The 17,211-nt window shown below is 55.0% G+C and carries 21 protein-coding genes; 10 read left to right on the top strand and 11 right to left on the bottom strand.

What is annotated here, in order from left to right:
* Nucleotides 1-3 precede the first annotated feature (3 nt).
* Nucleotides 4-387, bottom strand: a complete 384-nt coding sequence (locus tag NTD87_RS20575) for a DUF6124 family protein (protein WP_262116019.1) — start codon at nt 385-387, stop codon at nt 4-6.
* A 700-nt stretch (nt 388-1,087) separates the two neighbouring features.
* Between NTD87_RS20575 and NTD87_RS20570 the strand changes: the two genes are divergently transcribed.
* From NTD87_RS20570 to NTD87_RS20560, 3 genes are all read left to right on the top strand, one after another.
* The gene (locus NTD87_RS20570) at nt 1,088-1,501 is read left to right on the top strand and encodes an S-type pyocin domain-containing protein (RefSeq protein WP_262116018.1); all 414 of its coding nucleotides are present in this window, start codon (nt 1,088-1,090) and stop codon (nt 1,499-1,501) included.
* Between the two features lie 18 nt (nt 1,502-1,519).
* Nucleotides 1,520-1,786: a DUF3077 domain-containing protein gene (locus NTD87_RS20565; RefSeq protein ID WP_262116017.1), complete on the top strand. Its 267-nt coding sequence runs from the start codon at nt 1,520-1,522 to the stop codon at nt 1,784-1,786.
* 454 nt (nt 1,787-2,240) lie between these two features.
* A complete protein-coding gene (locus NTD87_RS20560) occupies nt 2,241-2,507 on the top strand; it encodes a hypothetical protein (protein ID WP_262116016.1) in 267 nt (88 codons plus the stop codon).
* A 181-nt stretch (nt 2,508-2,688) separates the two neighbouring features.
* On the opposite strand, the gene NTD87_RS20555 is transcribed toward NTD87_RS20560, so the two are convergent.
* The gene (locus NTD87_RS20555) at nt 2,689-3,333 is read right to left on the bottom strand and encodes an HAD family hydrolase (RefSeq protein WP_262116054.1); all 645 of its coding nucleotides are present in this window, start codon (nt 3,331-3,333) and stop codon (nt 2,689-2,691) included.
* A 341-nt stretch (nt 3,334-3,674) separates the two neighbouring features.
* Here NTD87_RS20555 and NTD87_RS20550 point away from each other — a divergent pair, with 341 nt between their 5' ends.
* Nucleotides 3,675-4,463: a hypothetical protein gene (locus NTD87_RS20550; protein WP_262116015.1), complete on the top strand. Its 789-nt coding sequence runs from the start codon at nt 3,675-3,677 to the stop codon at nt 4,461-4,463.
* Between the two features lie 21 nt (nt 4,464-4,484).
* Here NTD87_RS20550 and NTD87_RS20545 read toward each other — a convergent pair whose 3' ends face one another.
* The 8 genes from NTD87_RS20545 to NTD87_RS20510 all read right to left on the bottom strand — a co-directional run bounded on the left by NTD87_RS20545 (nt 4,485) and on the right by NTD87_RS20510 (nt 12,546).
* Nucleotides 4,485-5,504 (bottom strand): branched-chain amino acid aminotransferase, encoded by a 1,020-nt coding sequence (locus NTD87_RS20545; protein WP_262116014.1) that lies wholly within the window; start codon nt 5,502-5,504, stop codon nt 4,485-4,487.
* 68 nt (nt 5,505-5,572) lie between these two features.
* Nucleotides 5,573-6,184, bottom strand: coding sequence for a LysE family translocator (locus NTD87_RS20540; protein WP_262116013.1), 612 nt, complete (start codon nt 6,182-6,184; stop codon nt 5,573-5,575).
* Between the two features lie 330 nt (nt 6,185-6,514).
* Nucleotides 6,515-7,159 carry a 2OG-Fe(II) oxygenase gene (locus tag NTD87_RS20535; RefSeq protein ID WP_262116012.1) on the bottom strand — a complete coding sequence of 215 codons (645 nt, stop codon included), beginning with the start codon at nt 7,157-7,159 and terminating at the stop codon, nt 6,515-6,517.
* Complete coding sequence (locus NTD87_RS20530) at nt 7,156-8,436, bottom strand: hypothetical protein (protein ID WP_262116011.1); 1,281 nt, start codon at nt 8,434-8,436, stop codon at nt 7,156-7,158. Before NTD87_RS20530 ends, NTD87_RS20535 begins: the two co-directional genes overlap by 4 nt.
* A 19-nt stretch (nt 8,437-8,455) precedes the next feature.
* Complete coding sequence (locus NTD87_RS20525) at nt 8,456-9,628, bottom strand: hypothetical protein (RefSeq protein ID WP_262116010.1); 1,173 nt, start codon at nt 9,626-9,628, stop codon at nt 8,456-8,458.
* A 105-nt stretch (nt 9,629-9,733) separates the two neighbouring features.
* Nucleotides 9,734-10,075, bottom strand: a complete 342-nt coding sequence (locus NTD87_RS20520; RefSeq protein WP_262116009.1) for a hypothetical protein — start codon at nt 10,073-10,075, stop codon at nt 9,734-9,736.
* A gap of 408 nt (nt 10,076-10,483) precedes the next feature.
* Nucleotides 10,484-11,827: an ATP-binding protein gene (locus tag NTD87_RS20515; RefSeq protein ID WP_262116008.1), complete on the bottom strand. Its 1,344-nt coding sequence runs from the start codon at nt 11,825-11,827 to the stop codon at nt 10,484-10,486.
* Nucleotides 11,828-11,835: 8 nt separating this feature from the next.
* Nucleotides 11,836-12,546, bottom strand: coding sequence for a response regulator (locus tag NTD87_RS20510; RefSeq protein ID WP_315975332.1), 711 nt, complete (start codon nt 12,544-12,546; stop codon nt 11,836-11,838).
* A gap of 168 nt (nt 12,547-12,714) precedes the next feature.
* Between NTD87_RS20510 and NTD87_RS20505 the strand changes: the two genes are divergently transcribed.
* The 6 genes from NTD87_RS20505 to NTD87_RS20480 all read left to right on the top strand — a co-directional run bounded on the left by NTD87_RS20505 (nt 12,715) and on the right by NTD87_RS20480 (nt 15,654).
* Nucleotides 12,715-13,506, top strand: coding sequence for a VacJ family lipoprotein (locus tag NTD87_RS20505; protein WP_262116006.1), 792 nt, complete (start codon nt 12,715-12,717; stop codon nt 13,504-13,506).
* Nucleotides 13,496-13,825, top strand: coding sequence for a hypothetical protein (locus tag NTD87_RS20500; protein ID WP_262116005.1), 330 nt, complete (start codon nt 13,496-13,498; stop codon nt 13,823-13,825). The genes NTD87_RS20505 and NTD87_RS20500 overlap by 11 nt, the downstream gene beginning before the upstream one ends.
* 28 nt (nt 13,826-13,853) lie before the next feature.
* Nucleotides 13,854-14,294 (top strand): bleomycin resistance protein, encoded by a 441-nt coding sequence (locus NTD87_RS20495; RefSeq protein WP_262116004.1) that lies wholly within the window; start codon nt 13,854-13,856, stop codon nt 14,292-14,294.
* An 86-nt stretch (nt 14,295-14,380) separates the two neighbouring features.
* A complete protein-coding gene (locus tag NTD87_RS20490; RefSeq protein WP_262116003.1) occupies nt 14,381-14,959 on the top strand; it encodes a DedA family protein in 579 nt (192 codons plus the stop codon).
* A 189-nt stretch (nt 14,960-15,148) separates the two neighbouring features.
* Nucleotides 15,149-15,403: a type II toxin-antitoxin system prevent-host-death family antitoxin gene (locus tag NTD87_RS20485; protein ID WP_262116002.1), complete on the top strand. Its 255-nt coding sequence runs from the start codon at nt 15,149-15,151 to the stop codon at nt 15,401-15,403.
* Nucleotides 15,400-15,654, top strand: coding sequence for a Txe/YoeB family addiction module toxin (locus NTD87_RS20480; RefSeq protein WP_262116001.1), 255 nt, complete (start codon nt 15,400-15,402; stop codon nt 15,652-15,654). The genes NTD87_RS20485 and NTD87_RS20480 overlap by 4 nt, the downstream gene beginning before the upstream one ends.
* 348 nt (nt 15,655-16,002) lie before the next feature.
* On the opposite strand, the gene NTD87_RS20475 is transcribed toward NTD87_RS20480, so the two are convergent.
* Complete coding sequence (locus tag NTD87_RS20475) at nt 16,003-17,184, bottom strand: aspartate aminotransferase family protein (RefSeq protein ID WP_262116000.1); 1,182 nt, start codon at nt 17,182-17,184, stop codon at nt 16,003-16,005.
* Between the last annotated feature and the right edge of the window lie 27 nt (nt 17,185-17,211).

Here is a 17,211-nt window from a genome sequence, read left to right as displayed (position 1 = left end):
CACTCAGTGGTGGACGGCGGGTTGACTCTCACCTGCGCCATCGGGCTGGTCGAGGTGGTCCAGTGCTCGGTTTACCAGCAACTCGGCCAGCACGGTCAACTGTTGCATCGCCAGTGCCACATTGCGCCGCGAACCTTCGAGTTCGAACGCCAGGTCGGTGGTCATGGCGTTGATAGAGGCGAGGGTTTCGCTGGCGTGGACCAGCAAGGTTGGCGTGTCTATGTCGGGGACAATGGTGAATACATGGCTGACGGGATCAGGGTGACTGGGATTACGCAAACGGGCACTGACGGCGCGTTGGGCGGTTTCGCTGAGCGGGATGGGATCTACGGGATCAGAGGTAGACGACGTCGGGACTTCGGGCGGATTGGGAGTAATTTTCTTCATGGCAGAACTCCTTGCGTTGGTTAACGAAGCTGCCAGCTCCTGCTGTCAAACAGGATTGGGTGGCAACTGTACGCGGGTTGACAGACCAGGAACGCAAGCACCCGGTGCATCCGAAGATGCCCCACGCACAGCCGCCAGAAAGAAACTGCACGCGGGAAAGCATGCCGTTTTATCAAGAGGAGTGAAAGCTTGCATTTTTCAGCCTGTCAAAGCCGATCGCTGATGCGCAGCGACACCTGAAGGCTATCCCTGAAGAAGAGCAGCCGCCAGTTCATGGAAGGCGCTACGGTTTGCGGGAAATGTCCTAGGACGGGGAGAAACACGGGACAGATAACGTTTTATCCAGAGTCTGAAACTTTAGGTTACCGAGTCAAATTGACTGGGAAGCGAACTGATCGACAATCTCCCGTCTCGAGACGAAGTCACACAGGGATTGTCATGCATAAGGACAAGCAGAAAAAAATCCTTTCGACGACATTTGGAGCCGGAAACGTCCGAACGGTGGCGCCTCGTGGGCCGCCTGGAATCCGCCCCCTGAGCCAAGCGGGAATACATCCCCAAAGATGAATGGCCAATTCCCAAGGAGCGTTCAGACCCAGTCTTTGCCAAGTGCTGCACTCCTGAAAACTGGGGGAGCACTCACGCCGGTAGCAACACCATGCCTGCCTCAGACTTTGGTAAGGTCATGCTGGCTGGGTCAATGCTTGTCCCGTCGGCGGCACAAGCTGCCGGACTCGCTCTAGGCTTCGACACGGTACTGGGGCGCATAGCCGGTGGCGGCATCATGCAAAAGGGATTCACCTGGGCATTGCGCGGAAATCCGGCCGGCGTGTTTGTGCTGGGCATGCTCCCGACCAAAATGGGCGACGGCACACTCTATACCGACGATCAGCTACGCAGTATGACCCGAGCTCCGACCCGCGTGCGCTTTCAGTTCCGTCGCGATGTTGAGGGCGTGCTACAGATTTACGGCATCCATACCGGCCCGTCAGGGGATGACACCGTGCGCACGGTGCAGGCCAAGTGGAACGCCACCAAGACCGCGATAGAAGCCGAGCTAAACGGCGCCACCATCCTGTGGACACCTAACCGCAGCGTCGGAGGGACCGTCTGATGCGCTTACGCCTCTGCGGTGACAACCCTGGATCAAGCCCTGTTCCATGTCACCCGCAACGTGCCCCTCGGTGATGCGTTAGCCATGGCTTCTGATTTTCTGTTTCTCGCCAAGGCGCTTACCGAAGATGCTGCCTACGCCAAAGACACCGACCGCCACGCCTGGGCCGCGCATTATTTGACGGCGATGAGTAAGGCGGTGGTTGATGATGCGGTGAAGGTGCTTACGCGTGACCGTACTCCTGCACCGACACCTAAGCGGGTGGCGGCGAAGTCTGAAGGGTAGTAGCAGGAAAATTGTGGTTCTGATGCCAGTCGGTAAGGAATGAAACCTGGGGGAGCGAACTGCTTGCGATGACGGCAGTACATTCAGCATTGATGTTGGCTGATCTGGCGCTTTCGCGAGCAGGCTCGCTCCCACAGGGGTTGTGCGTGCTGACTGGAATTTGGGATTAGCCCCGAGGTTTACGGGGCTTTTAATAACTCAGCTCAAAGCAAAAGCTGAGCAGAAATACGGGAAGACCACACACGCTGAACGGTGTATACGAAACAATACACGGCTCCGACATTACGCCCACAAATCAGGCAATGCGGCGGTGTTAACCTTTGCTCGACTTCGGGATTGCCCCCGCAGTAGGCCCATCTGAACGGTCGAATAATTCAAAAACAAAAAGATTACCTGCGCTCCTCGTTGCCTGGTTGCAACTCGCGCAGGTTCTCCAAGTATCCAGGAGGTAACGATGTCTATTGGTGCAATTTCAGCTTCGATTCCAACCACTACCACTACTACGCCGACTCAGGCCGCGACTACGTCGAGCCAGACAACCGCGCAATCGCCGACTTCCAGCACAACCGCCAGCAACACCGCGGCCCCCCACAAGCACCATCACCACCGCGCGGCACAAAGCAGCACTGCCAGCAGCAACACAACCGCCTCCACCACGCCTTCTCCTACTGTGAACAGCAGCGGGCAGGCCATCGGCGTGACCATCAACGTCACTGCATAAGTGCGGTTGATGTCTCTCAAATAAACAAACCCCGCTTCGGCGGGGTTTGTCGTTGATGAACCGTGCGGTAATTAACGGGAAAATGACGAGACAGACCACGATTATGGGTATGAGTAAACGTGGCCTGTCCCTGAGGGTTCCCTCAACCACCATGCCCATGAATAAACCCGCTGACGAACACTCATCGGTACTGCTGTCCACGGCGCCATGCCGGATGAAACTGCCGCCAATGGGAGTCTTGCGCGGCGGCCAGCAGTTCTCGATCGCCCCGGGTATCGCCCCAAGCTCTGAGTCGGTACTGACTCAGAGGACCATAGACAGCTTCAAGGCGAAGCACTTTATTCTCGCACCGACAATTGTTGCCGGTGATTTGTCCGGTCAGCAATCCGTCGATGACCTCAAGCTCGGTACCAATCAGCTTGATGCCGAGGCGATCGGCGAACGGTTGCAGCACCAGGGCTGGAGAAGCAGAACAGAGCGTTACCACCGCCCCGGACTCGACTTCGGTCGCGACTGATCGTAAACCTGCGGGTCGCATCAGCCTGGTCCAAATCACCTGACTGAACGCCTCGGCTTTCTGCTGGACCCATTCCTTTTCCACCCCTGTCAGGAATGTGCTGATCAGTTGAGCCTTGAGTTCATCACGGCTGAGCCGACGTGTGAGGAATCGCAGGCTGGGCACCGCCAGTCTTAGCATTCTCCGGCTGAACGCTCGCCTCCCAAAAGCAAACCTCAGGAATGGAACAAAGCTGTCGTGCCGAGTCAGGGTCCCGTCAAAGTCAAAGACCGACAGCACCTTGGCTCCCTGCGGGCCGGATTCGAGCATCTGCTGGTTCACTGGCCGGCCTCGACCCTGTGAAACGGTTTTTCACAGCCCTCAGCGTGGGACTCATGCGCTGGGTTCAGGCAGGAGGCGGTCACCCGATTCAGATTCACTAACATAATCGCTCCCTGTTTTCGCGGACGCGAAAATACACGTTCTGTTACTGCCATCAATCAACGGAGTTTACTACGCCAAAGCCCTTGGTTGGATGCGTTCGGCCATCGCGCGCACGCCTCCGTACACAGTTGTCCACGCCTGAAAACCTCACTAAGCTCAGCACGCCGCGCTAACGGCGATGGCTAAACACTCTCGGACCTCACAAAAAGATCAAAAAGGAAGCCTCCATGGAATCGGTTGCTGCGAGCGCGCGGGCGCACTGCAAAATTCTTCTGGCGATGATGTGTGTCATCGGCTTGGGCAATAGCGCATTGGCCGTTGCGGGTGATGGGGGTGCACGGGAACTGGTGCAGGTGGAGCGGCCGGAGCCCCTGGACGGCATGCATGCCCTTATCCGCAACAGCGCTTACGAGATGTGTGCGAACACGGCAAAACTGATGGACCTGCCGGTCAAGCCCTTCCCGCCGACCCCGGCCGACTTCCTGACTGAGCGCATCACCGTGATCGCTGATGCCAGTCACTATCTGCGCAAGGTTGAACATCCGTACTCGGAAGTGGTGGACCGGATGACGCCGCAAGACGGTTGCGAATATCGAATCGAGCCCAATCAACAGGTCGATATTACTATTGTCAATGGCGACAAAATGACCTCTGTCACCCGCGATATGGACGGTCAATGGCAGGTCCATGAAGATCTGGCCACCGGCGTAGCCAAACTGCGCCGCGATGACTTGTCCAACTACTCGACCCCACTCACCATCAATGGTGTCAGCCTGCGCTGCTTGCCGACTACCGACCCCATCATCAGCCCGAATGACCTGCAGGCGCTGTGCGTCGATGGCAGTGAAACGCCAGTGAGCGACGCCGAGGGCAAACCCGTCGTGCTCTACTCGCGAAACAAGCCAATGGGTATCAATCCCGACGAGCCGTATGTGGTAATTCTGGAGCCGGTTTCGCTCAAATCCATGGCCGAGATTGACCCCAAGGTTTTTGATCCGGCGAGCTATGCCCAGTAAAGTTTTGAATTACGGGACAGATCACACTTTGACGATCCACTCGCCCGGTGCCTTGATATCACCCGACTGGATGCCCGTCAGTTCGCGATACAGCCGTTGCGTAACAGGCCCTACACTCTTCAGGCTGTGAAAGATGTGAAAGTTATCCTGGTATTCAATACAGCCAATAGGCGTGATCACCGCCGCCGTGCCGCAGGCGCCTGCTTCTTTGTACTTACCCAGGTCATCGATAAAAATATCGCCTTCGATGACCTCCATGCCCAGGCTGGACTGAGCAATATCCTTGAGGGAGGACAGAGTGATCCCGGGCAGAACCGATGAAGAGGCGGGGGTGATGAATTCATTTTTTTCGGTAATCGCGAAAAAATTCGCGGAACCCACCTCTTCAATTTTTGAGTGAGTCAGCGGATCCAGGTATATGCAGTCGGTGAACTGCCGTTGCTTGGCTTCTGCACTGGGCACCAGGCTTGCAGCATAGTTGCCGCCGGTCTTGGTAGCGCCAGTCCCATTGGGGGCCGCACGATCATAGTCGGATACCAGAAACTGATGAGGCGTTAAGCCCCCCTTGAAATAGTCGCCCACGGGAACGCAATAGATAGAAAACAGGAACTCCGCCGCCGTTTTGACTCCAATATTATGGCCAACACCAATCAGAAACGGGCGTAAGTACAATGCACCTCCTGAACCGTAAGGCGGGATGAAGTGCTCATTGGCCAGCACGACCTTCCTGCAGGCTTCAACGAACACCTCTACGGGAACTAATGGCATTAACAGTCTTGAGCAACTGTGCTGCATTCGCAGCGCATTTTGATCAGGCCTGAAGATGTTTATAGAGCCGTCTTTACAGCGATAGGCCTTGAGCCCTTCAAAACATTGCTGACCATAATGCAGGGCGGTTGACCCTTCACTGATGTGAAGCTGGTTGTCGGTAACCAATGCTCCGTCATCCCAGTCGCCCTCCTTCCAATAGGACAAATATCGATAGTCTGTTTTTATATAATTAAAACCGAGATTATCAAAATCGATTTTCTGGCTAGCCATATTGCCCCTGCTATCTACGTTACTCTATTCAGCGCTCGTGATTGTTGCCGGCTGTTATAACTCAGAAACTAGCTGGTGCTGAGCAACAGCGGATAGAGGGAAATGACCAGAAGTCCGGCCATAGTGATATTGAAGATCACAAGATTTCTCGGGCTTTTAAGCACGTTACGAAGTGCACTGCCAAAACTGGCCCAGGAAAATACGCACGGTATGTTGATGATGGCAAAAACCAATGCGATGACCACTACGTTATAGAAGTAGCCTTCGGAAGGGGTATAGGTGCTGATGGCCCCAATCGCCATAACCCACGACTTTGGATTTACCCACTGGAATGCTGCGGCACCCAGAAAACCCAAGGGTTCGGCATTGGCTGTCCCAGGTTTCGAGAGCGGTCCAGAGGTTGCAATTTTCCATGCAAGATAGAGCAGATACGCCGCTCCTGCATAGCGCAGTACGGTGTAAGCCATTGGAAAAGCGGTAAAAATCTGACCCATGCCAAACCCTACCGCCAATACCATAATCATGAATCCGCCACTGATACCCAGTGCATGTGGAATAGTGCGGATGAATCCAAAGTTCACACCGGATGCCAACAACATGGTGTTATTTGGACCGGGGGTGATTGATGAAACAAAAGCAAAGAGGGCGAACGCGCAAAGCAAATCGAAGGTTAAGTGCATATTTTAGTCCAGAGAAAATTTAGGTTTGCTTGACGTTTCGGTCAGTTCATTCCCTTACTCAGGAACGAAACCAAGCCGGATGATGGCAGCATTTAAAATGTGCCTCGACTTCAAGTCGAGCGATTTTCTTGGTCATTTTAAAAATCCATATTTTTATTGTTTTGCCAAGTTTTTATGAAATTCTCTGTGGTCATGCTACGCCTTGTCTTTAAGGCTGGCAATAATGTCCGCGCTGAAACAGGTGACTTGCATCTACATTTTTTGGGGCATGCCCGAGCCGATTTCTTGCAGACTCTTCCTCGCCGTTTAATGGTCTCGAGCATTCAGTACTTAAGCGTGTTCTGCGGTTTTTGCGCGCACTCGTCTATTTTTGTCAGCATGTTTGCTCACAAAAAACACCAGGGAAATCCGGTCACCTTGAAGGACCGTATTCACTTCGTGTGCAAAGGTGCAGTCACTGATGATCACCGAGCCCAACGCAGGCTGGATTTTATCCGAAACAACCCCAGAGCTATTGTAAACAGTGAACTCTCCACCGGAAAAATTTTGACCCAACTGCAGAACGACCGAATACAGATAGTCTGGGTTGCTGTCGATGTCCAAATGCCGGCCAATGAAGGAGTCTTCTCTCATTTTGTTGACTTGCATTCTGCGCAAGTAGAAGTCTTCACCATCGAGAAGTTCGGAAAAAAAGTTCCAGATGGCTTCGTTGCAAACCACGCCCTTGAGTTGGGTCGAAAGTGGGGTATTCACGTACCGTGGGATATCAATATCCGTCATGAAGCGCGCGACCAGCAGATCATTTCTCTCATCAGCGTCCCCGATCAGGATTTTTTCCCAAGGCAAATCCTGATGATTGATGATCGCGTTGATCTGCTGCCAGTCTTCATCGGTATAAAACAGGTTGCCTGGCTGAATATAAGCAACACCATTTTTTTTAAGGTCGTGCGCAATATTTTTGTTTGTCGAGCTCACAGTGAATACTCCGTTATGTCCTGGATTTTTTGCTCTGATTTCACGCTGCTTTTTTTGTGGCTGGTCGATTCATAAACACTGCTGTTCTCCTTGTACCATTGCCGTATTTTGAAAGGATCACTTTCATCCCGGCACAAATGGTCCCTGACTATCAGCAGGCTTTCCTTCATGCTCCATGTTTCTGTCATCGGGCCAAACCTTGACGGCAGAGCTTCATTGGCTGCGCGTTCCGGGGCGATGCTCCAGAAATTCACACCAGGCGCCCGGTGATGGAAGTCATGGCTAGGCAAATCTTGCATATAAGCGAACAGTCGCAGGGGAATATCAATGAACAGGGTTCCCGACAGCCATCTAATGAAGCCGACGACGAAAGAAAGCCCTTTTTTATCCTTGGGATAGGGGCGCCCAAAAAACCGGCCCCACGACAGTGACCCGTAATACAAGTATTTGGGTAAGCCTTCACTGTTTGTGGAAAACCACAGGTGTTCAGTGATGTGTTGTACCCAGGACGAAAACTGTGTAACCAGCAGAATTGAACACACGTAGAAAATCAGGAAACTTTCCATATAACCGGTTGCATAAACAACCGCCAGCAGCACCGCCCAGTAAGCCAGTCGGCTGATTTTTTCGTGAGGCTCACAATCCACGAAATTTATTCTAAAACGGAAATTGAGATGTTCGTAGATTCTCAATGGATGAAAGGGCGCCAGCAGCAATTTTGTCCAGAACTCCTTCTCTTTCATCCCTTTGTAAAACCCGTGCTGGGTCATGTAAACCAGGTCAACATCACGTTCTGTGCTGAAGGTATTGATGCCATGATGCTCACTGACGTGAAGCTTCATGTAGTTTTCCCAAGGGGTGTGTAACACCGGGATGGAAAGAATCCATTTGTAGAAAAACCTGGCCTGATTTTTACTGGCCAATGTTGCCCCATGGATCGTGTAATGGCTGGTGTGAAGCAATCCTCTTGATCGGTTAACGACCATGCAAAATATCGGGATCGACAGCAAAACCTTTATCGGCCACGAAAGGTCCGAGTCTATTAGCCATTGACCAAAGATAACGGCGGCAAAGAAGACGCCATACCCCCAGCTTATTTGCAGTGCCAACTGCCATACGCTTAGCAGCGTTTCTCTGGGTGACTTCGGCGGCTTGGTATTTAACGACTTCCCCGTTACCCAAGTCCAGAATGCTTGTAGAGGAAGTCCTTCGTAGGTTTTCCTTACGTCTATGCCATGGCCGTACTTTGTATACCGCGTGCTATATTCTCGATTCATTGCATTACTCAACTGGTAGTCAAAGATAATCGGTTTTTACATACAATACGCTTGACGATCCAAAGTACGAGTAGAACGGTTCCATCTTGTAATGGTCGACCGCAAGCACTACGTGGTGCTTGTAATGTTCGTTGAAAAGCTTACCCATCAGGGCATATTCGGCCGCCTGGGAGATGAAATTATTCCAGACTATCTCTTCCTCACTGCTGGGAAACCATTTTGCGTACAGGGCCTTTCTGGATTCATACACCTCCAGAAATGCGTATTTATCCAGACCGGTCAAACCCATGTCGCCGGACTTTATACGTTGCTTTATTTGTTGGTGCTGATCGTTCCAACCTTCTTCGCCACCGCACAGCTCAAAAAATGACTCGACGCTGAACGGCGCTTCCAGCTTGCCGCCGATGGTATGAAGTTGTGTATCGACCTTGTTCAGGAACTCTGCTCTTTGCGACGGTGAGTAGTCACTCTTGTAAAATGAAACATACTCAAACTCCCCTCCGAACAACCCATGGCTGACCTGGACGCCTACGTCTGCTCCAAACGTTTTGATTGCGCTCGCTGCTTTGATCAGTTTGTCGCCCGCCAGTCCCGTGTTGTCGCCAACACTGTGGAATGTATATTGTGGCTTGCCATCTGCGTCGCGAGTGTAAGAATAGTCCGGGCAGATAGCGCTGATAAAGACCAGTTCAGTGTTTTCTTTTTTGCACAGCTCCAAGGTGTTAACCAGCCCTTGCATAGAGCGTTCGGTAGGCGGCATGACGCCTGATCCGGAGATGAGTGAAGCTATTTCATTGGTATATTTATTCAAGTTTCTGACTCGCTCATATTTGTTTTCAATATCTGTTTTTATGGCAAGCGAGTCCGATAGCAGCAAGGCGGCCAACGAAGGAATACGTCCTTTCACTTTGAATAGATGCAGGTTGGTGACGACTCGCCTCTCTGGTTTTCTCAACTCGAAATGAAAGCCCGAGTACTTCTCTTTAAGCATCAAATAAAATAAATAGTTACTGACCGGTGATGCAGAGTTTCCGGACGAGATGCGCAAACTGGTATATCGATGCCTTAGCTCGTCCAGGCGATCTGTTACAGCTTTCGTATCACTGTGCAGTCCGGTTGCATCGAAGGGTAAACCGTAGCAGATTGACTTCAGTAAAGTTCTACTTGTTCTAGATTCAATGCTAACAAACATAGACTTTCCCCCACGGTTCTATCTGCGGACTATCGGCTCGTTTAGATGCTCGCTGTTTTTACTCATGGGCACAGCGCCCCATACAATTAAGTATTGAATAACGCTTTATCGAGTGTATTCAGGACTGCCGGGATCGAGGATTTTACAGGTTCTTTTCTGATGTTTATTTTTGATAGCAGTATGGGGTATCAGTTGTTCGAGTGTTTGTTCCGCAGGCTTTTCAATAAGCAGCAGAGAACGGAGGAGACGCGGAGCTGGATACGTATGTTTTTTAGAAAAGCGGAGAGATTTTTCTCCTGAGCCATTCATTGAAGGGATCGGAGAAAAGAGCAGCTCAATCGGTGTGCATAGACCGATAGCCAATTGGGGAGTCTGAGCTATTTTATCGATACTGTCCCATGCTATTTGCGGGGCAGCGGGATAATGGATTTTCTTGAAATAGGTCATCCTTGTCCTTTTTACCATCCGTGGCGGTAACTAACTGTAGATCAAGATTTCAGGGTTGGGAAGAAGGTCGTCTTAAAAAAATTCGCTTTTCAAGAGCACATGCGATGCCCTGAGCCTTGCTTGAAGGGGTTATGACATTTGTTTTTATCTGATAAAAATCAGGTAACCGCTCAATGTAAGGTGTTCCAGACTCGTTGGGCTTCATATTGCATAAGTCGCGCCATCATGCAGGACAGGCTCGAAAAAATCAGGTCATAAGGCTTTTTCTTTTGGAGCTTATTACCAAACATTCTAGTGCGCTGTTCTAGAAATAACTTTTCTGTGGCCTTGGCTACATGTCCTCTGCCATTCGGCGCCGGGGGAACGTAAGTGAATGCCCATGCATAGTAGGATTTGTGCTTTCCCCGCCTACCCCTCCTGCACCGGCAACACCACCCGCGCCTCCAATCCTCCAACCGTGCGATTGCGCACCGTCAACGTCCCCCCATGTTCCAACACAATCGCCCGTGCCGCCGACAACCCCAATCCAACCCCACCCGTGCTCTTGTTCCGCGACCCTTCCAACCGAAAGAACGGCGCAAACACCTGTTCATAACTATCAGCAGGAATCCCGGGGCCACGATCAAGTACACGAACGATCACCTGTTCATCATCCTGCCGCAGTTCAATCGCCGGTTCGCTGGCGTACTTGATCGCGTTGTCCAGCAAGTTAGTGATCACCCGTTTGAGCCCCAGCGGCCGGCCGAAGTAGACCAGTCGGGGTGGACCGCTGAAAGCGATGTAGATGGACTGGTCGCGGTAGTCGTCGATCAGGGTTTGCAGCAGTTCCGCCAGATCGAACTGGGTCGCCTGTTCCAGGCGGGCATCGTCGCGGAAGAATTCCAGACCGGAGTTGATCATTGCCTGCATTTCGTCGACGTCGCGAAACAGCCGCTGTTGCTGCTCTGAGTCTTCGATGAACTCACCGCGCAGGCGCATTCGGGTCAGGGGGGTGCGCAGGTCGTGGGAGATGGCCGCGAGCATCTGCGTGCGGTCCTTGATGAAGTGCTGCAACTGGGCCTGCGTGGCATTGAACGCCAGGATTGCCTGACGAATTTCATGGGGCCCGACCGGCTCGATGGGCGGTGCCCGGAAGTCGACGCCAAAGCGTCGTGCACCCTGGGCGAATTGCTCCAGGGGTCTGGCCAGTCGGCGGGTGGCGATCAGCGCGACGATGCCGGTCGACAGCAGCACCAACACGATCACGAGCAGGTTGCGTTGCCAAAGCCCCAGCCCCCAACTGCGCGAGGGCATGCTGAACATCAGCCAAGAGCCGTCCGCCAGTTGCATCGCCAGCGCGTAATGCCCACTTTCGTCTGGCCAATCGCTGGGCTGATAGGCTTCGACCCGGCGCTCGGGTGTGTTGAACAGGCGTTGAGCCAGCGGTGTGGCCGTGCGGCTGATGGCGTCGGGGGTCGTCGGCAAGTTCAGCTCTTCATAGCTGGCGTGCCAACTGATGTCCAAGGTGCTGTCGCTGGCCGCGACGGCCAAATGTTGGCGCTGTGGGGCTTGTGAGGCTTCAATCACCCGGCTCAGGGACGCGATCTTCTCCAGCAAACCAGTCTCGGTCAGCGGCGGATAGGCCCAGACACCCGCCAGCTGGGTGAACAGTGCATAGAAGCCCAGCGAAGTCAGCATCGCGACGATGGTGGTCAGGGCGATCCAGCGGGTCACCGTGTCACGCGGGCGCAGACGCCGACGCAAACCGGCCATGAACCCTTTCACTGGCGGGTCACGCTGGGGGTGAACAGGTAACCGCCGTTGCGCACCGTGCGAATCATCTCGGGGCGCTTGGTGTCGTACTCCAGCTTGCGTCGCAAGCGGCTGACCTGAACGTCAATGCTGCGATCAAACGCCTCGTGCGTGCGGCCCCGCGCCAGGTCCAGCAGCAACTCCCGGGTGAGAATGCGCTGCGGATGTTCGACAAACACCAGCAGCAAGTCGAACTCGCCGGCCGACAGCGGAATCATCACCTGATCCGGTGAGCGCAGCTCCCGGCGGGTGAGGTCCAGTTGCCAGTCGGCGAATGTGATCAGCGGGCGGGGCGCCTGGCCGGTCAGCGGTCGGCTTTCTCCGGCCCGACGCAATACCGCGCGCACCCGAGCCAGCAGCTCCCGGGCGTCGAACGGCTTGCTCAGGTAATCGTCGGCGCCCATCTCCAGCCCCACCACCCGATCACTCAACTCACCCATGGCCGTCAGCATTATCACCGGCGTCGGGTATTGCTGACGCAGGCGCTGGCACAGCGTCAGCCCGTTCTCGCCCGGCATCATCAAGTCGAGAATGATCAGGTCCGGTGCCTGGCGCTCAATCGCCGCCCACATCGAGACGCCATCGGTGGCAACCTCCACCGCATAGCCTTGTTGCATAAAAAACTTCTTCAGCAGCGCGAGGACCTCAAGGTCGTCGTCCACGATCAAAAGACTGCTCACCAGCGGCATCACTTAAGGTCTGAAAGAACCCGTATCTAAAACCATTCGGCGCAGCCCGTCATATATTTCAATCGGGTAACAAAGCGTCAGCGCGGTAAAAAAGCAGACATCTTTGTGCAAGGCCCGAATGTCAGCATCCGGCACCTTTTCTCCGGAGACTGTTTACCCATGCCTTCGCTCACGCGTTCCACCGCGCTGGTTCGCCACACCGCGCTGCTGCTGACCCTGACTTACCTCGCCGGATGCACCAGCCGCACGCCGGACGAGAGCAGTGTCACCTGCGCGAAAGTCAGCTACCCGTTGTACGACCCGGCCGAGCGGGTCAACCGTGGCATCTTCGCCTTCAACCAGACCGTCGACAAATATGCCCTGGCCCCCGTCGCCCGCGGCTATCGCCACATGCCCGAGTTTTTTCAAAAGGGTGTGCATAACTTCACGACCAACTTCGGCGAGCCCAAGGTCTTTATCAACGACCTGCTGCAGGGCAACCCGCAACGCTCGGTCAATACCCTGGGGCGCTTCACGGTCAACACCACCGTCGGCTTGCTCGGCCTGATCGACGTCTCCGACCCGCTGGGCATCCCGCGCCACACCGCCGACTTCGGCCAGACCTTCGGCGTGTGGGGCATCGGCAACGGTCCTGTCGTTGAAATGCCGCTGCTCGGCACCGCCAACAGCCGTGATGCCGCCGGGCAGGTGCTCAGCTTTGCCTTCAACCCCTTCGGCAACAACAGCGACACCGTCCAGACCCTCACCACCGTCAACCTGGTGGGCGGCGTAATCGATAAGCGTGCGACCTTGCTGCCGCTCACCGACAGCCTGCAACACATGCCGGATTACTACAGCGCCCTGCGCGACCTCGCCGCCGAGCATCGCGCCAACTTCGTGCTGGAAGGCAAACAAGGCGCCACCGCCCCCCAGAAGAACCGCTGCCAGGAAGCCCCGACCGATGACCTCTGAACGCCAGTCCCTGATCCTGCAACAACGCGTGGTGAAACGCGCAGACGCTGGCCTGCACTGCCGCGAAGTCAGCCTGCGGCTGTCGAGTGACCAGCGCGAGGTGATCCTCACCCGCTACACCGAACACTACAGCCCCGACGGCCTGCAATGGGTCGAACGCAGCCACCGCGTGCCGGTGAGCGACATGCTGCGCTGGGTGATTGAGAATGGTGAGGCGCAAACGTTGGTGCAAGGTGGGGACGCTTCAGACATCTTGCCGATTGATCGTTCTCATGCAGAGCGCGGGAACGATCAAGACGGTATCCTCAGCTCACATTGATTGGGCTGGACGCTCACCAGGGAGAGGTATGTTTTCAAGGAACAGGATGGTCCCCGAACTGATGGTCGGCGACATCAGGAAAAGTCTGGATTTCTGGACCACATTAATTGGATTCCAGGTGGCCTACGACCGCCCGGAAGAAGGATTTGCCTACCTCGACTTCGACGGCGTGCAAGTCATGCTGGAGCAGTACGACCCTCTCGAAGGGCAATGGGTGACCGGCCCACTGGAAGCGCCTTTTGGGCGCGGCATCAACTTTCAGATGACGGTCGACAGTGTCGAGCCGATTCTCCAGCGGCTGGCTGCTGCCGAGTGGCCGTTGTTTCGCCCGTTTGCCGATGCCTGGTATCGATCCGGCACGGTAGAAGTTGGCCAACTTGAGCTATTGGTGCAGGACCCGGACGGCTATCTGCTACGGTTGGTTGAGTATCTGGGGGAGCGTCCGCTCTGTAATGCCCCCACCACATGATCCACAACACCGGACGCAACGAAGCCACACGATAACGGTCCACATCCGCCAAGCGCCCACAACGTTCAAAAGGTCGTCGATAGCCCATGTTCGCGCACATAGACCTCAACCACTTCCTCGCGACCTACGGCTATTGGGCGGTTTTCCTTGGCTGTGTCATGGAAGGCGAAACCATCCTGATATTGGGTGGCATGGCGGCGCATCAGCATTTACTGAAGCTCTGGCCGGTGATTGCCTGGGCCAGCGCAGGCGGAATGTTGGGGGATCAGTTGCTGTTCTGGAGCGGTCGTTATTTCGGCCCGCGACTCTTGCCTCGCCTCAAACGCCATCAAGCGCAGATCAAGCGAGTCTCCGGACTAATCGATCGTTACCCGTCGACGTCGGTTTTTTCGGTGCGCTTTTTGTACGGCATGCGGTTGGTAGGTCCTATGGTGATCGGTGCCAGTGGCCTGTCGCCACTGCGGTTTTCACTGTTGAACATGTTCGGCGCAATGGTCTGGGCCACGCTGTTCGTCACCGGTGGTTATTGGGCTGGCGAAGCGCTTCAGCGATTGTTCGGTAACCTCAAGCCTTACCGGCTGCCCATTGCCCTGGGTGTTGTGGTGGTGGTTGCGATTGTGGCGGTGGTCCTGCACCTGAGGAATAAGCGTAAGTTCCAGGAGTAAATCAGGCTGTTTTGACTCGGATCGAACCTACACTTTTCAAGGAAACGTCTTGAAGACAACGGAGCTATACCTAGCGCCTGATCGAGACTGCTTTTTGGGCCACTTCCGTTTGCAACGACCACTCGTAGGTATCACCTTGCCAACATGTACTCATTTCTGTACGGTTTCGCATCAAGCGAGGACAACTTCATGCAAACAATCAACTACACCAATGCCCGGGCACATCTCTCCGAAACCATGGATCGGGTCAATGAAGACCGCGCCCCACTGCTGGTAACCCGGCAGAAAGGTGAGCCGGTAGTGATGATTTCCCTTGCCGAGTACAACGCCCTCGAAGAAACCGCCTACTTGCTCCGTACTCCGGCCAACGCCGAGCGTCTGATCAAGTCGATCAACAGCCTGCGCGCGGGGAAAACCAAGCCAAGGCAGCTCATTGAAGAATGAACATTCTGTTCACCCCCGAAGGCTGGGACGACTACCTCTGGTTTCAGCAGAACGATAAAGCCGGGCTCAAACGGATCAATTTACTGATCAAGGCAACATTGCGGGACCCTTTCGCAGGACCCGGAAAACCAGAGCCACTCAAACATAACCTTAGCGGCTTTTGGTCCCGCAGGATCACTGCCGAACATCGTCTGGTCTATACAGTAGAAGGTGACGAACTACAGATCGTGATGTGCAGATACCACTACTGAGCACCGGCTACCATCACGTTCTCACTTCGCTCTCAATCCTCCTGCCGAATACCCATACCGCGAAAACGTCGCAGCCTTCGGCAGCTCCAAAGCCCAGGTAAAACGCATAACCAACGACTACCCCATTCCCGAGCGGCAAAAGTATCTACACATCCCTTCGGTTTAGCCCCCGTAGCAGCTGCCGAGCCTGCGAGGCTGCGTTCGAGGACGCAGTCCTCGCAAACCCTGTGCATGCGGATTGCCTGATAGAACGCGCTGCCTGATTTGACGACCGCTTCGTCCGAGTGCGGCCCAGACCGAACGCAGCCTCGCAGGCTCGGCAGCTGCTACGGGAGGGGTGGGGATCAATCAGTTTTCAGCGCCCCTCACCACCCGCCCTACCCCGCGCACAATCATCTCCACCTCTCGCTCATCGATGGTCAGCGGTGGCAGCAAGCGAATGGTCTTGCCCCGTGTCACGTTGATCAGCAGCCCGTGATCCCGCGCGGCGATAAGGGTCAGGTCGCGAATGGGTTGGGACAGCTCGATGCCGATCATCAAGCCCTGGCCACGGATCGCCAGCACCTGCGGGTCGCCATCCAGTTCGGCGTGCAAGCGTGCGAGCAAGCGTTCGCCCTGGCGTTTCGCGTTCTGGAGCAAGCCTTGCTCTTCGATGATCTCCAGCACCGTGCAACCCACCCGGCACGCCAGCGGGTTGCCGCCAAAGGTGCTGCCGTGGCTGCCCGGGGTGAAGAGTTCGGCGGCTTTGCCTCGCGCCAGGCAGGCGCCGATCGGGACACCGTTGCCCAGGCCTTTGGCCAACGTCATGACGTCCGGCACGATGCCTTCGTGCTGAAAGGCGAACCATTGCCCGGTGCGGCCGATGCCGGTCTGAATTTCGTCGAGCATCAACAGCCAATTGCGCCGGTTGCACAGTTCGCGCAGGGCTTTCAGATAACCGGGCGGCGCGAGTTGCACACCGCTTTCGCCCTGAATCGGCTCCATCAAAATCGCCACAATGCGTTGGCCGTGAATCTGATAGGCCTGATCCAGTGCGGCGAGGTCACCGAACGGCACTTTAAGAAAATTCCCGGGCAACTCGTGGAATCCCAAACGCACCGCAGGGCCATCGCTGGCCGACAAGGTGCCAAGGGTCCGTCCATGAAAGGCGTTTTCCATCACCACCACCAACGGCTGTTCGACACCTTTGTGCCAGCCGTACAGTCGCGCCAGCTTCAGCGCGGTTTCATTGGCTTCGGCGCCGGAGTTGTTGAAGAACACCCGATCAAGACCGGACAGCTGTGTGAGTTTTTCCGCCAGCCGTTGCTGCCAGTCGATGCTGTACAGGTTGGACGTGTGCAGCAGCAATCCGGCCTGTTCACTGATGGCGCTGACCACCCGCGGGTGCGAATGGCCGACGTTGGTCACGGCCACGCCCGCCACCGCATCCAGGTATTCACGACCGGCCTGATCCCACAGGCGTGTGCCCAGCCCTTTGGTAAAGCTCAAGGCCAGGGGTTGATAGGTGGTCATCAGGCAAGCGGCGGTCATGACATCAAGCTCCATCATCAGTCGGTG

Source organism: Pseudomonas sp. 6D_7.1_Bac1 (assembly GCF_025465945.1).
GTDB lineage: Bacteria > Pseudomonadota > Gammaproteobacteria > Pseudomonadales > Pseudomonadaceae > Aquipseudomonas.
Note: the sequence above shows the minus strand (reverse complement) of the source record. Positions and strands in the feature narration are given on the sequence as shown.